A 15,174-nucleotide genomic window follows, 5' to 3' on the forward strand; every position below is an offset into this window, starting at 1 on the left:
TTATATCAATGCTGTCAAAGAAGCCAAATCGGAAATCTCAATATGCGGCAACAGGCGACTTTCAGCTACCTGCAATAGTTTTTTATTTTCTGTATTAATCCAGCAAGCCTGCATACCACTACGAAGTGCCCCTTCCACATCGGTATTCAGGTCATCACCGACATGCAAAATTCGCCCAAGCGGTAAACTCAAACGATCGGCTGCCAAACGGTACATATCACTGTAAGGTTTTGAGCGCCCATCAGGGCCAGCTTTCAACACAAATTTAAAATAACGAGCAAGACCACAAGCCGCTGGTTCTGCATTACCATTCGTAATGGCTACCAATGGCATCCGTTCAGCAAGTATAGCTAGGGTTTTATGTGTTGCTTCAGGCACATCAATCTGATTGCGCCAGTGTGCGAAATGAGCCGTAATCTCATCAGCTCCCCGACAAGCATCTTCACGGCTAAAACCGTAATGACAAAACATCAACTCAGCAGACTGCCAACGCAATAAAGTCATATCATGATAAATGTCAGGATGTTGCTCAAGTATCGCTTTACGGAAAACACACAGATCCTGATGATCGAGGTGACTAAATTTAGGTGAGTATTGCCGCACAAAATTCAATACCGCTTCTTCTGCCTTATCTAACACTGGACGATTGTCGTAAAGAGTATCATCCAGATCAAATGTCATTGCTGAGACTGGCGCAAGAGGCCGATAAAAATGCATCACGATTTCCCTCGTTTGGCTCTGGGATGAGCGACATCATACACTTTTGTTAAATGCTGGAAATCCAGATGTGTGTAGACTTGCGTGGTAGACAAGCTGGCATGACCAAGTAGTTCCTGAACCGCTCGCAAGTCACCACTGGATTCTAGAATATGAGTGGCAAAAGAGTGGCGCAATTTATGAGGATGGATATGGCTGCTTATCCCCTGACGTATGCCCCACTGCGCAAATCGCTGCTGTACATTCCGGGTTGATATTCTTCGCCCCCTATTTGAGATAAAAACAGCATTATCCCCCGGTTCGAACAGTTCTCGCATCTCCAGCCAACGATTAAGCCATTCAACAGCAGTCTGTCCCACAGGAACCTTCCGCTCTTTACTCCCTTTACCTGAAACCCATACCTCTCCACTTTCAAGATCCAGATGCCGGCAATCAAGACCAACCAGCTCCGATAAACGCAACCCAGCACCATACATCACTTCCAACATAGTCCGGTCACGCACTGATAATGGATCATCGAAATTGATATTTAGTAATTGGTTGACTTCATCCACATCAATATTTTTCGGCAAGTGGCGCTTAGTTCCCGGAGTACTCACGACTTTACCCGGGTTAACAGCAATCACGCCCTGAGTAACCAGCCAATCAAGGAAACTGCGCAAGGAAGATAAACGCAAAGACAGATTAGCTGACTGTAAACCAGCGCGGCGACTACGTGTTACCAGCATTCTCACTTTGGCAGGATCAAGATCTTTCCATTGTCTAACATCTATTGCTAAAACCATCTCTGCCAGCGCAGAAAGATGACGACGGTAATTAATGATAGTCACCGGGCTTAGCCGGCGCTCTACCCTGAGATACCGCAGAAATGCCTCAACCGGCTCCAGTAATAGATCGATTTCCTGCGTCATATCCGTTTAATCCATCGGGATAGTATATCCGGCAATAACTTAGCCAGATGATCAAGCATATCAGTTCCCATGCCCTCCTGATAATGCTGATGATTTCGGCTGTTAAATATCACCATCCCTAACTCTCCCCTAGTACCCAGTAGAGATACAGCAACTGAACCTACATGACGAACCTGTGGCAATAACAATAAAATTTCCGGCCCATTCAGCATTCCGAGGTAGTGGTTATTATTACCAAAACGCTGAATACGGATTGGTTCGAAAGCATTACGGGAAAGCGCTAAACCAGGCGCATTAAACGGTGTTCCAATATGCCATAGATCGCTGAAAAGACGGATAGTTGCGCTATTTAGCCCCAGATTCTTCGCCCATGAATTCAACCGACCAAACATATCCTGTAAACTTTCTGCCGCCGACAAATCAACAAGTACTTTAAACAATTGCTCAAACAATCGCTCATTCACTCTGGCCTGCTCCATTAGCAGGGTTATCTCTTCTTCCAGATAAGTAATACGTGTTCTCTGACGGCTCATATACCATTCAACCAAAGAAACCGCTTCTCTTACCGGGTGAGGAACCTGTAGCTGTTCAACGGCACGTGCATTGCGGATAAAGAAGTTGGGGTTTTCCAACAAATAATCCACAACCGTCTGATCATCAAGTATACCACTGATGTTTAACGGCTCTTCTTTTTTCTCCATCTTCCGACACCCCATAGTTCAAAACAGAATCGATTACAGATGAATTGTGCCATCATAAACATGTGTCGCCGGTCCAGTCATGTAGAGGGGGTTTCCCTGCCCGGCCCAGCAAATAAACAACGAGCCTCCCGGCAAATCTACCCGGACATGACTATCGAGTAGTTGTTGCTGAATACCAACTGCCACCGCAGCACAAGCGCCGCTACCACAAGCTTGAGTTTCCCCAACTCCACGTTCATAAACCCGTAAACGAATATGACCACGGTTTAAAACTTGCATGAAACCAATATTAGCCCGTTCAGGAAATCTTTCGTGGCTTTCCAGGGCTGGCCCCAGAATTTCCACTTCGGCGGTCTCTACGTCTGCTACTTGAATCACACAATGGGGATTTCCCATAGAAACAACACTACAAAGAACCGTTTTCTCTATTACCCTTAAAATATAGGTTTTTTCTGCTCTTAACGCGCGAAATGGTACATTATGGGGCTCAAATTCAGGTTCCCCCATATTAACGCAAACCTGATCATCATTGGTGATATTCAGCACCATACGTCCCGATTGGGTACTGACTTTTATCTCACGTTTATTAATCAATCCCTTAAGACGGACAAAACGGGCAAAACAACGGGCTCCATTGCCACATTGTGCGACTTCACTACCATCGGAATTAAAAATGCGATAATGGAAATCCAGATCCGGATCATAAGGGGCTTCAACAATTAACAATTGATCGAAGCCGATACCCGTATTCCTGTCTGCCAGACGGCAGATCAGTTCTGGTGAGAAATAAACATTTTGGGTCACAGCATCAACGACCATAAAGTCATTACCAAGACCATGCATTTTGGAGAACTGCATATAACGCTCCACCGTAAATCGCGGTAACTACCCGGCTTATCTCGCTTATTTCTGAGAGATGCTGCTGCCCACTTTCTGCTCTTTCTGCGCGCTATCTTCATGTACCTGAGCCGCAGTCGCCATTTTTTCTGCCGGGGGTTGTTCTGGTGGAAAATAAAGAGGGCCTTTTAGGCCACAACCAGAAAGTGTAAATAAGGTTATGATAGCCAGAAACCCGTGTAATTTTTTCTTCATTGCATTAATGCCTGTAATTCATACGTCAATATTCTCTATAATCGCAGTTAGACCTCGAAAAGCAAATAGGAAATGAAGATGAACGATAGTGAATTTCATCAGTTAGCTGACCAACTAATGCTTTATATTGAAGAACAACTGGATAACTATGATGGCAATGCTGATATTGACTGTGAAACCAATGGCGGTGTCATAACCCTGAGCTTTGATAACGATAGCAAAATTATTATCAACCGCCAGGAACCTTTCCATCAAATCTGGCTAGCAACCAAAAACGGGGGTTATCATTTTGACTATAAAGATGGTCAGTGGATTTGCGACCGTAGCGGCGGAGATTTCCTCACCATGCTGGCGCAGTCCATCACAGAACAAAGTGGTGAACTGTTCAGTTTTGAATGATTAACCCATACCCCGCGTAGCGGGGTAAATCAATAATGTGATACAGAACGATAAAGTTCCTGCGGCTCTTCTGCACTGTTTTCCCCATCATCAGTCACACATAAATGTGAGAAAGATGATCCGCTGAATGGAATAACCTGAATCTGGCCTCCCATTTGGACAATTTGATAAAACTGTGGCAAGTTAAAATTAATAAAACTTGATCCGTAAGTAAACCGATCATGAGATGAAGAATAAAACCGGCTGACATCGCGCACCAGTTCCTCCTTACTACCCTCACAATGAGAGTAAATTTCTACCCGATTGGCTTCATCCAGAATATAAATATTAAAGCCTTTGCCATCTTCCGCATTTTCGAAGAAAAATTGAATGATCCCCTCACTGGCAAAACCATCAACCACCGCAGGCAAATGTGTCTCTTTGGTATTGATTTTTACCGGCAACCCATGCAATTTGTTATTAGAAATTGCCCCATAAAATTCCACCGCATTTTCTAACTTCTGCACAGATACGTTAAGACGTTCAAAGAAAAGCCCCCAGGTCTGTCCTGCAATGCGCAACGCCTTAAAACGGCCCGGGTCCTGGCGATTGCTGGATAAACGCAACTCAATACATTCAGATACGAGTTGCTGAATTCGAGTGCGGATAAGTCCACGTAAATGCTGGCTGTAACAGAACACTTCAACCGCTGCTGGTGGCGCAGCATCCTGATGCATTTTGCCCAAAATGGTTTTCAATGCTTCCAGAACAGATTGTTCGCCACTAAAATGTAAAGTTCGCACTTCATTCCATGAATTACGGTAAAGTAAGTCAATACTGCCGACCAAACATCGTTGCGATTCACCAAAGCTGAATACATCAAGCTTACGGAAATCAAAATGCACGACCTGATTGGCGAACTCAGCGGTCGGATCTTTCTCCAGATTGACAATAATTGCCAGATGGCGAATCTCACATGGACTATAAAGGGCCTTTGGCGTCGGGGCTGGCAGACGGATAGGGAAATGAACGGAAATATCGTTAATTAATTCATGCAATTTCAGCTCATCACACTGGGCTTCACCATTATGAATATGAATACAGGATTTTTCTGTCAACAAGCCGTTAAAATAGGTCCACGACACCAGTTTATTCAGATAACGGTTATATTCCAGAGGCTGGTGACCAATAATTGATTCAATGGTTGGTGCTTGATTGTAGAGATACCAACCACTACGATTTGCACGCCCTTGAGGAACATAAATAAATGTTAAATTTTTTTCTGACAAGTCTGGCGAAATCTGTGGATTAACCAGCGTCACCTTCCCCGGCAACGCTTCAAATGCAGCGTATAGCTTACGGGTCAGTACACCAATATCCTGTGGACTGGCACTGACACTCAGATTATTGCGGCGAGCGAAACGGATTAGGTTACGATAACTTTGCATCATGGTATCAAGCAGCTCATTATGAGCGTCACGAACCTGTTCAATTTTCCATGAATTACGGTTATCCAAGATTTCCAACCGTTCTGCATCCCATTTCCACTCATATACTAGTTGAGTCAGAACTTGGCACCGCCAGCCGTTACAACCTTTATCATCTTGATCAAGAGAGAGCTTTTCACAAACTTTTAAATAGAAACATCGACGTATTAGATCCAAGCGAGTCGTATCATTAATTTCTGTCAGATAGCGGGTAACACACTCAAGCATCATGCTATATGCATCAAGGCCAAAGGAGACGATTTCACCAGCGTGCAAACGCTGCTTCATCTCCATTGCCAATAACTTACCGTTGGGATATTCCCAAGAATATGCTTCTAATAACAGGCTTTTCAATACAGCTTTATAAGGAGAGTCAATACTTTTGTACAGTTGCCATAAACTGGCGCCAAAGTATTCTTCAGCGGATAATTCGCCCAATCCACCGAGATCAAGCCACTCATTTGGAGTCAGAACACCTTGCGCATAAAGCGACAAAACATATTCATCATAATGGCTCTCTTCTTCTACTGGCACCATCTCCCATAGCAAACGCTTACCGGCCATACGTACAGCAGTACGATAAAATTCATCAAGTAACAGAATATGCTGAGTAGAACCACAATCCTCACCACCAAGGCTACCACTGGTATTATGGCGAAATCGGTTTTCATCAATAAGAAAAAAATTAACTTCGATGTCAAGCGCCGCAGCCCACTGTTCAATAAGCGTACATTTACGTTGCAGCAGAAGGCGCTCATCATTATCAAGCCATGACTGATGACATACCCAAATATCCAGATCGGAACAACAGCTTTGCCCGATTGACGAAGTACTCCCCATTGAATAGATACCAGTAATAGGAAGTTCACCATTGGCAGGCGGTTCCATAACGTGATTTAATTTATTCTCTAAATCAATAAGATAAGATTTCTGTACTTCATCATGATCATGCTCGAAAAAACACACGCCATAGGGAACATTACCATTGATGTAACCTGGCATCAGCGGATGATGATAATGCAATAATACTGGCAGTAAACTGTATACCTGTTTGAATTCCGCACTCATGGCGGTAGAGGCGCGTTCTAACCTGAGTTGGTTTATCGCGTCCAGTCTCTGCTTCAGCGTTTCAATATAAAGGTACAAGACGTATCGCCCGATTGAGTTCCAGTGCCCAGATAAATCCCCTGCTTCCGGCTGATATAGCTCAATGGAATTATTTATAATGATTTTTACCAATTTATTACCGGAAACGTGATCAATTTAACACCTTGTAGATAAACCGTAAAGTCAGTAAAGCAATTGAATTGCAATATCTCTCCCAACAAGAAACCGAGTAACACATTGTTATATATAAAAATAACAACAAAACCCACACCATTTATACTTTCTTTTATATAAGGAAATTTCCCCTGTCCGGTTTTCAGGTATTGTATGTAATTCTTTGTTATTAACGACCTTATAGAAATCACCTTATTGGTTATATTTCAATTAGCAATTCTTTCTATTCAGAATTCTCCAATTACAGAAATAATTTACTGGAAAATTTAATTCACATTTAAATCAATCCAATGGCATTGACATAAAAATAATTTAAAAATTAAAATTTATTTTATATTTTAATATGATCTGTATATTATCTTCCCAGGTCTTAGCTGGAAAAAAAACTGTTGAAGTGTTAAAACAGGTATTATGTTTTTCATTTATATGGCGGCTGCAAAGCCTGAAAAATACAAGCATCTATGTCAAATAAAGCCATCCGTATCGCAACCCGCCAAAGCCCTCTGGCTATGTGGCAGGCACTATATGTTCAGCAAAAATTACAACAATTTCACCCAGATCTGGAAGTTCAACTGGTTCCTATGGTAACCCAGGGAGACATCATTCTGGACACACCTCTGGCAAAAGTGGGTGGTAAGGGACTATTTGTCAAAGAACTTGAACTGGCTCTGCTTGAAAACCGGGCCGATATCGCCGTTCACTCGATGAAAGATGTACCTATCTCTTTTCCTGAAGGGCTAGGATTGGTCACTATCTGCGAACGTGATGATCCGCGTGATGCTTTTGTTTCTGCTAAATATCACTCTCTTGATGAACTGCCAACAGGCAGCATTGTTGGCACATCAAGTTTACGCCGTCAGTGTCAACTCCGTGAATTACACCCTGACCTGATTATCCGTGACCTTCGAGGTAATGTTGGAACCCGTCTGAGTAAGCTGGATAATGGTCATTACGATGCCATCATTCTCGCTGTTGCAGGATTGAAAAGGTTAGAATTGCATGACCGTATCCGTATACCATTATCCGCAAAACAATCATTACCTGCCGTTGGTCAAGGAGCCGTGGGGATTGAATGCCGCCTTGACGACCAGCAAACACGAGCTCTACTGGCACCATTAAACCACTATGATACAGAAATCTGTGTTCTTGCCGAACGAGCAATGAACACCCGTCTGGAAGGAGGCTGTCAGGTACCAATAGGTAGCTATGCCATCTGGCAGGATGGAAAAATCTGGCTGCGAGCATTGGTTGGAGCGCCAGATGGCAGCGTTATTATTCGTGGCGAGCGAACAATCTTACCCAAAGATGCATGTCAAGCAGGTGTTGAACTGGCCGAAGAATTGCTGGAGCGGGGAGCAAGAGAAATTCTGGCGGAAGTTTATCAAGGCAATCCTCCCACATGAGCATTCTGGTAACACGCCCTTCTCCTGCCGGAGAAGAATTAGTTAGAAGGTTACAGGCCGCGGGCAAAACTGCTTTTAGCGCACCTTTAATCTATATTCGCCTAGGTTCAGAGCTGTCACAACTGGCTGAAAAACTTTGCCGTCTGAATACCGGTGATATGGTATTTCTGCTGTCAAAAAATGCAGTGCATTATGCAAACTCAAAGTTAAATCAAATTAATCTATCATGGCCAGACAAGCTGATTTATTATGCTATTGGCAGATCAACCGCTCTGGCTTTTCATCAACTGACTGGTATAAATATTGCCTGGCCATCAGAGGGCGAAACCAGCGAAATCCTGCTAGAACTACCCTCATTATATCAGGTTGAAAATAAACAAGCGTTGCTGCTCAGAGGAAATGGCGGGCGTGAACTTATTGCCCAAACTTTGACAGAAAGAGGTGCCACAGTTAATTATTGTGAATGTTATTTTCGCCAGCGAGTAGATTATTCGGCAGTAGAATTCAGCGCCCGCTGGCAAAGATATGGGGTAAAAACTTTAGTTGTAACCAGCGGCGAAATACTGCAATTGTTATACAACTTAATACCCGAAAGTGATCGAAACGGGTGGTTATTGAATTGCCATCTTATTGTGGTAAGCGAACGTCTTGCACATACCGCCCGGAATTTGGGCTGGCAAGATATTAAAGTTGCTAAAAGTGCAGATAATGATGCCTTAATTCAGGCCCTAGAATAAACTGACATGGGATACCCACTATGACGGAACAAAAACAGTCCGCCGAGACAGTTGAAAAAACAATAGAAACGGTTGAACCCCCGCAACAGCCCAGAGTAGAGCCTCAGAAGCAAAAACGTTCTGGCGTTCTGAGAAACATTATTACTATTGCAATTATTCTGGCAATCGGTGGTGGTCTTTATTACTACGGACAACAGCAAAGCCACTTACTAAGTGCAGAGAACCATGAGCTGCGCCAACAACTGGAATCGCTGAAACATCAACAATCACAAGATCAGCAACGTATTGAAGCTCTGTTCAAAGAGCAGGCGCAAGCTTCTAGCAAGGTTGCCACACAAGCCGCACAAAATGAGCAATTGGATCGTCATCTGCAAGAATTACAGGCCAAAATATCTGCGTTATCCAGTTCTGATGTAAAAAGCTGGCTACTGGCACAGGCTGATTTTCTAGTCAAAATGGCTGGCCGAAAATTATGGAATGACCAGGATGTCGTCACTGCCGCTGCTCTGCTAAAAAATGCAGATGCCAGTCTTGCTGAAATGAATGATCCAAGCCTGATTGAAATCCGTCGTGCAATTACACAGGACATCAGCGAATTGTCTGCCATCAGTCAAGTTGATTTTGATGGCATTATCCTGCGAGTTAATCAGCTCTCTAATCAGGTAGACAACCTGCGTCTGGCTGACAATACCCCCGATGGTTCACCAATGGATGAAGACAATCATCAATTAACCGGTACGTTATCCGAATGGCGCCAGAACCTGAGCAAAAGCTGGAACAGTTTTATGGATAACTTCATTACTATCCGTCGCCGTGATACTGCTGCTGAGCCATTATTGGCACCAAATCAGGATATCTATCTACGGGAAAATATCCGCGCCCGTTTATTGATTGCAGCTCAGGCAATACCGCGTCATCAAGGAGAAGTATTTAAACAGTCACTGGAAACGGTTTCAACCTGGGTCAGAGCTTACTTTAATATTAACGATCCAAATACTAAAACATTCCTGGAAGAAATTGATTCACTGAGTCAGCAACCTATTTCCATCACTGTGCCAGACCATCTTTCAAGCCAGCCTTTACTGGAAAAGCTGATGCAAACCCGGGTCCGCAGCTTGCTGTCCCAATCTTCTGAAACCAGTCAGGAGGGCTAAGCTATGCTGAAAGTTCTGTTACTGTTTGTTGTGCTGATTGTTGGTATTGTGCTTGGTCCAATAGTTGCGGGTCATCAAGGGTATGTACTAATTCAAACTGACAACTACAATATTGAAACTAGCGTTACCGGTCTGTTTATTATATTTGTTCTTTTACAGTTAGTACTTTGCTTTCTTGGTTGGTGCTACCGCAGAGTTATGCGCACAAGCTCACGCACTCGAGGTTGGTTCCTTGGGCGCAAACGCAGCCGTGCCCATGCCCAAACAAAAGAAGCACTGATTAAACTGGCAGAAGGTGATTTCAAACAGGTAGAGCAATTGCTGACCCGTAATGCTGATCATGCAGAACAACCTGTAGTCAACTATTTACTGGCCGCTGAAGCAGCCCAGCAACGCGGAGATGAATTCCGTACTAATCAATATCTGGAACGTGCAGCAGAAGTCGCAGACAACAATCAGTTGCCTGTGGATATTACCCGTGTACGTATTCAACTAGCGCAAGGTGAAATTCATGCGGCCCGCCATGGTGTGGACAAACTACTGAATCAAGCTTCACGCCATCCAGAAGTGTTGCGCCTGGCTGAGCAAGCTTATACAAGATCAGGGGCTTACCAGTCACTGATTGACATACTACCGACAATGGAAAAAATCCATCTCCATGATGAGTCACAAATTCATAAGCTGCGTCAACAAGCCTATATCGGTCTGATGAATCAATATATGTCAGAACAGGGCAGTGAAGGTTTAAAACGTTGGTGGCATGATCAAGGCCGTAAAATTCGTCATAATGTGGCTTTGCAAATTGCAATATCTGAGCATTTGATCGAATGTGACGATCATGAAACTGCACAAAAGATCATCCTAGAAAGTTTAAAACGTCAATACGATGAACGTTTACTGCGGCTGATCCCACGGTTGAAAAATGAAGATCCAAAACCGGTACAAAAAGCACTGGACCATCAATTAAAGCAATATGGTACTACTCCTTTATTGAATAGTACTCTTGGGCAGGTTGCTTTACGCCACGGAGAATGGGAAAAAGCAACAAAAGATTTTAAAGCAGCATTAGCTCAGCGTCCCGATGCTCATGATTATGCCTGGCTAGCAGATGCATTGGATAAGTTACGCAAACCGGAAGAAGCGGCACAGGTTCGCCGTGAGGGATTGGTGCTAACTTTGAAGCAGGAGAGTAACGTAGTTTATAGCAAATAGCTCAGATAACACGGTGTCTTCGCTATCCAGTTACCGTTATTCCTTTGCGCATTTTTCACACTACTCGTTAAAAATGCCCTCCCATACGAGGGCATGTTTCTAGCCATATTTTCTGCCAAAATCTTCATCGGAAGTACAGAGGTAAATAATAAATTCAACGAATGAGATAAGTGAAGGAATGAACGTCCAGCAAAATACCAGATATAAAATTCCCATACCTATCTTGCCCAAATAAAATTTATGAGCACCAAAGCCACCAAGAAAAAATGCCAGTAATGCAGCCACAATTCTGTTATTACTACCAGAAGAATATGCTCTTATCATCGCCCCACAATGTGGGCACGACTGTGCAGATTCATGCAACATTTTTCCGCAGCCAAAGCATCCAATCATTCTTGACATTTATATATTCCCTTTAAGTAGGTTAAAAAAAGTAACCAAACCTGTTTTATAGCGAAACCAGCAATCATATTTTCAGCTTTGCCTATATTAGATATTCATATCTGAACAGTTTATAGATCAAAGATATTCCTAAAGATGGGCCAAAAAAACACCTACCTTAGAAAGATAGGTGTATAAATACAATCAGGTCTACAGACGGATAGTGCCTCACTCAACGTTGAGTCCGGTCGGTGATGAAAAGATAACTGCATCTTATTCATCTGTGACATGGACAATAGGCACCGATAATTGGCTCTGCATCATCCCTGGGTTTATGAAGCCTATGCTGTCATAAGAAATAGGATGAGCATCTACATTTTTATGGTATGCATTTAACGTGCCAGCTTTTATACAAGTGAATAACTGCCTCGCTTTATCAGCTATTTCTCCATTTATTACAATAAGAAAGCAAACCACGATAAAGCCAGCCTCATTAACTGTCTCTTATTTGAGACAATTCGTCCCACGTTTTAAATTTTTTAATTAAATTCAATATGTTATGAGTCTCTTATTTGAGACAGTTAATATATCAATTGTCGTCAGAATATAACAAAATAATAAATTGCCATATAAAACGAATGGTTAGTATCAAGAAGAAAAAAATTCACTGAACCTATCTCAACAGAGCACACATTGAAATAAGAGACTAAAGAGGGAACAGAAAAATTGAGAGGTAGAAGCGCTGAATGCAAAAAAACCTGCCTAAGCAGGTTTTTTCAGAATCTGGTCGGCGAGAGAGGATTCGAACCTCCGACCCACTGGTCCCAAACCAGTTGCGCTACCAAGCTGCGCTACTCGCCGAAATTTTTTCTTTTTTATGGTGCGAAGGGGGGGACTTGAACCCCCACGTCCGTAAGGACACTAACACCTGAAGCTAGCGCGTCTACCAATTCCGCCACCCTCGCGTGTCACAAAAAAGATGGGGTGGCTAATGGGACTCGAACCCACGACAACTGGAATCACAATCCAGGGCTCTACCAACTGAGCTATAGCCACCATAGCTATTTACTAATTCGCTACTTACAACAGCAGAATAATCACCGCAGCTCTCGCACGCTATTAATGGCGCGCCCGACAGGATTCGAACCTGAGACCTCTGCCTCCGGAGGGCAGCGCTCTATCCAGCTGAGCTACGGGCGCTTAACGCCGTTGCGGATGGGGATAGTACGGATTTAATGATATGCTGTCCAGTGCTTTTTTAAAGAAATGATGCGTTTGATTACACCTTGTTCATTTCGTTGATAAAGCTAGCTCTCAATTTTCCTACCACCCCAGCTATGACAGCAAATTAATCTATCGGGCTATTAGCTTTCTACCACTAAAAAGCCTTACCAACCAATAAATCAGCGACACTATTAGCAAAAATCCTCCGCCTACCAGCAGTGAAAAACGGGTATCAGGGTTAATTGCCATGCCCACCAACACACAACATAAAAATGCCAATGTCAGATAATTTACATATGGGAACAAAATAGATTTGAAACTATGTTGTTTCAGTGCTGCTTGATGATGCTGACGAAAACGCAGCTGGCTCATCAGAATAACAAACCACGGAACCATCCCCGGCAGGACACTAGCACTATAGACATAAACAAAAACCGCCTGTGGATTTGGGATCAGGTAATTCAAACTGGAACCTACCATCAAGCACAAGATCGTAATGGCAATACAAGTTACCGGTACACCATTCTTTGACAATTTAGTCAGTGATGAAGGTAACTGGCGGTTTTGCGCCAATGCATAGAGCATACGTCCACCACTGTACATACCACTATTACAGCCGGAAAGTGCAGCGGTCAATACGACAAAGTTAATCACGGCTGCTGCTGAAGTGATCCCTACTTTGGTAAATGTCATCACAAACGGGCTACCCTGTGAACCAACTTCTGTCCACGGAAATAATGTAACCACAATGAAAATCGCGCCCACGTAGAAAATCAGGATGCGCCAGAGAATATTGTTAATCGCTTTCTTTAACGTAACCTGTGGATTTTTAGCCTCCCCCGCCGTGATACCTACCAGTTCCACCCCCTGATAAGATGCAACCACAATACAGAGCGCAAACAAGAACCCTTGCCAACTACCAGCAAAAAAACCACCATGAGCAGTCAAATTACCCAATCCAATAGGTTGCCATTGATTACCGATGCCAAAAAATATCAGCGCCAGACCAACCAGGATCATCACGATAATTGTGGTCACCTTAATCATGGCAAACCAAAATTCTAGCTCACCATAAAGACGTACCGCCGCCAAGTTTGCCAAAGCGACCAATGCCACTGCAATTAATGCTGACACCCATTGAGGAAGTTCTGGGAACCAGAACTCGGCATAAACGCCAATAGCTGTTATTTCTGATATCCCTACTGCCACCCACATAAACCAATAACCCCAAGCGGTCAGGCATCCCCAATATGGGCTGAGATATTTATGTCCAAAAGAAGCGAAAGAACCCGTGACAGGCTCAAGAAACAGCATTTCACCCATGGAGCGCATAATGAAGAAAACAAAAATTCCGGCAATAATGTAAGCCAGCAAAACAGAAGGACCAGCCCATTTCAGCGTGCTGGCTGAGCCCATAAACAGACCGACACCAATAGTTCCACCTAATGCGATTAGCTCGATATGACGGGCTTCTAAACCTCGTTGCAGGCCCTGTTGTTGATCTGCCATAAATTCCCTGTCCATTGTTATGTGTTGTAATGTGTAATAGTCAAAATATACAAAACTGGTTTTGACCAGCCATAAAAATGGCAGGGATCAAAACATGTTTTTCCACTCAGTGGAATAAAAAATTACCTAATAATTAGTATTGATAGTAAAAGCCCGGCAGGATCAAACGGTTATATAGACGCTGTGAAATGAATTTTTTGACAACCTGTCGCAAATTGTTATACGACAGGCAGACAACACATTTACAGGCGATTGAAGTAGTAATATCCCAAAAACTTCAATAGCTTAAACTGACGACGGATACGGCTTGGTTGTGATAACAAACGATAAAACCATTCAAGCCCAAGGTTCTGCCATACTTTCGGCGCACGTTTTACATGACCGGTAAATACGTCATAAGTACCACCAACCCCCATATAGAGAGCATCGAAATGAATTTTACGGCAGTCGCGCATGAAAATTTCCTGCTTAGGCGACCCCATTGCAACTGTTACAATTGCTGCTCCGCTAGCATGAATCCGTTCAAAAACAATACTACGTTCTTCTGGTGTGAAATAACCATTCTGGCTGCCAACAATATTGACGTTCCATTGAGTCCGTAATTTGTTTTCCGTTTGCTCCAATATCTCTGGTTTTCCCCCAACCAGAAAAACAGGTGTGCCTTCCTTGCCAGCACGTTCCATCATCGCTTCCCACAAATCTGCACCCGCTACACGAGAAACTTCAGCATCAAAGTATTTACGGCGGATAGCACGTACAATACTGATACCATCGGCATACAGATATTCTACTTCACCTAACAAAGTACTCAGAATATTGTCTTCTTCTGCTGTCAGAACTTTTTCTGCATTAATTGCAACCAGAGTACCCGTCTTTACCTGCCCTCGCTGAAAAATATGGTCAAGAAAGTGCGCCATATCGCGGAAACCCCAAATATTCAAGCCGCGAATGTTATACTTAGGAATATTGTTTAGCTCCATTTTCTTT

General features: G+C 43.3%; 14 protein-coding genes and 4 tRNA genes. 5 read left to right on the forward strand and 13 right to left on the reverse strand.

The genetic code is table 11. The annotated features are described in order from the left end of the window. From yigB to lptM, 5 genes are read right to left on the reverse strand one after another with little or no spacing between them, the layout of a single operon-like run. Window positions 1-717, reverse strand: coding sequence for a 5-amino-6-(5-phospho-D-ribitylamino)uracil phosphatase YigB (gene yigB, locus C5469_RS08840; RefSeq protein WP_166305057.1), 717 nt, complete (start codon window positions 715-717; stop codon window positions 1-3). Continuing rightward, the gene (xerC, locus tag C5469_RS08845) at window positions 717-1,628 is read right to left on the reverse strand and encodes a tyrosine recombinase XerC (RefSeq protein WP_166305060.1); all 912 of its coding nucleotides are present in this window, start codon (window positions 1,626-1,628) and stop codon (window positions 717-719) included. Before xerC ends, yigB begins: the two co-directional genes overlap by 1 nt. Continuing rightward, on the reverse strand, window positions 1,625-2,329 hold the full coding sequence (locus C5469_RS08850) for a DUF484 domain-containing protein (RefSeq protein ID WP_166305063.1): 705 nt from the start codon (window positions 2,327-2,329) through the stop codon (window positions 1,625-1,627). Before C5469_RS08850 ends, xerC begins: the two co-directional genes overlap by 4 nt. 33 nt (window positions 2,330-2,362) lie before the next feature. Next, window positions 2,363-3,187, reverse strand: a complete 825-nt coding sequence (gene dapF / locus C5469_RS08855) for a diaminopimelate epimerase (protein ID WP_166305066.1) — start codon at window positions 3,185-3,187, stop codon at window positions 2,363-2,365. Window positions 3,188-3,232: 45 nt separating this feature from the next. Beyond that, entirely contained in the window at window positions 3,233-3,421 is a 189-nt protein-coding gene (gene lptM, locus C5469_RS08860) for an LPS translocon maturation chaperone LptM (RefSeq protein WP_166305069.1), read from the reverse strand. A 78-nt stretch (window positions 3,422-3,499) separates the two neighbouring features. Here lptM and cyaY point away from each other — a divergent pair, with 78 nt between their 5' ends. Next, entirely contained in the window at window positions 3,500-3,820 is a 321-nt protein-coding gene (cyaY, locus tag C5469_RS08865) for an iron donor protein CyaY (protein ID WP_166305072.1), read from the forward strand. Between the two features lie 29 nt (window positions 3,821-3,849). On the opposite strand, the gene C5469_RS08870 is transcribed toward cyaY, so the two are convergent. Further along, window positions 3,850-6,432 (reverse strand): class I adenylate cyclase, encoded by a 2,583-nt coding sequence (locus tag C5469_RS08870; protein ID WP_166305170.1) that lies wholly within the window; start codon window positions 6,430-6,432, stop codon window positions 3,850-3,852. 596 nt (window positions 6,433-7,028) lie between these two features. On the opposite strand from C5469_RS08870, the gene hemC reads away from it, so the two are divergent. The 4 genes from hemC to hemY are packed head-to-tail and all read left to right on the forward strand — an operon-like array spanning window position 7,029 to window position 11,073. Beyond that, window positions 7,029-7,970 carry a hydroxymethylbilane synthase gene (gene hemC, locus C5469_RS08875; protein WP_166305075.1) on the forward strand — a complete coding sequence of 314 codons (942 nt, stop codon included), beginning with the start codon at window positions 7,029-7,031 and terminating at the stop codon, window positions 7,968-7,970. Continuing rightward, window positions 7,967-8,707 carry a uroporphyrinogen-III synthase gene (gene hemD, locus C5469_RS08880; RefSeq protein ID WP_166305078.1) on the forward strand — a complete coding sequence of 247 codons (741 nt, stop codon included), beginning with the start codon at window positions 7,967-7,969 and terminating at the stop codon, window positions 8,705-8,707. The genes hemC and hemD overlap by 4 nt, the downstream gene beginning before the upstream one ends. A 20-nt stretch (window positions 8,708-8,727) precedes the next feature. Further along, window positions 8,728-9,861, forward strand: coding sequence for a uroporphyrinogen-III C-methyltransferase (hemX, locus tag C5469_RS08885; RefSeq protein WP_166305081.1), 1,134 nt, complete (start codon window positions 8,728-8,730; stop codon window positions 9,859-9,861). A gap of 3 nt (window positions 9,862-9,864) precedes the next feature. Then, a complete protein-coding gene (gene hemY / locus C5469_RS08890) occupies window positions 9,865-11,073 on the forward strand; it encodes a protoheme IX biogenesis protein HemY (protein WP_166305084.1) in 1,209 nt (402 codons plus the stop codon). A gap of 99 nt (window positions 11,074-11,172) precedes the next feature. Here the strand turns inward: hemY and C5469_RS08895 are convergent, their stop codons facing one another. The 7 genes from C5469_RS08895 to wecG all read right to left on the reverse strand — a co-directional run bounded on the left by C5469_RS08895 (window position 11,173) and on the right by wecG (window position 15,167). Further along, window positions 11,173-11,475: an NINE protein gene (locus tag C5469_RS08895; RefSeq protein WP_166305086.1), complete on the reverse strand. Its 303-nt coding sequence runs from the start codon at window positions 11,473-11,475 to the stop codon at window positions 11,173-11,175. 763 nt (window positions 11,476-12,238) lie between these two features. Further along, a tRNA-Pro gene (locus C5469_RS08900) sits at window positions 12,239-12,315 on the reverse strand. Between the two features lie 17 nt (window positions 12,316-12,332). After that, a tRNA-Leu gene (locus tag C5469_RS08905) sits at window positions 12,333-12,419 on the reverse strand. A gap of 15 nt (window positions 12,420-12,434) precedes the next feature. Further along, a tRNA-His gene (locus C5469_RS08910) sits at window positions 12,435-12,510 on the reverse strand. 67 nt (window positions 12,511-12,577) lie between these two features. After that, a tRNA-Arg gene (locus C5469_RS08915) sits at window positions 12,578-12,654 on the reverse strand. Window positions 12,655-12,807: 153 nt separating this feature from the next. Continuing rightward, window positions 12,808-14,187, reverse strand: coding sequence for a bifunctional threonine/serine APC transporter ThrP (thrP, locus tag C5469_RS08920; protein WP_166305088.1), 1,380 nt, complete (start codon window positions 14,185-14,187; stop codon window positions 12,808-12,810). A 242-nt stretch (window positions 14,188-14,429) separates the two neighbouring features. Continuing rightward, window positions 14,430-15,167 carry a lipopolysaccharide N-acetylmannosaminouronosyltransferase gene (wecG, locus tag C5469_RS08925; RefSeq protein WP_166305089.1) on the reverse strand — a complete coding sequence of 246 codons (738 nt, stop codon included), beginning with the start codon at window positions 15,165-15,167 and terminating at the stop codon, window positions 14,430-14,432. Window positions 15,168-15,174 lie beyond the last annotated feature (7 nt).

The organism is Photorhabdus cinerea (genome assembly GCF_011189575.1).
Classification (GTDB): domain Bacteria; phylum Pseudomonadota; class Gammaproteobacteria; order Enterobacterales; family Enterobacteriaceae; genus Photorhabdus; species Photorhabdus cinerea.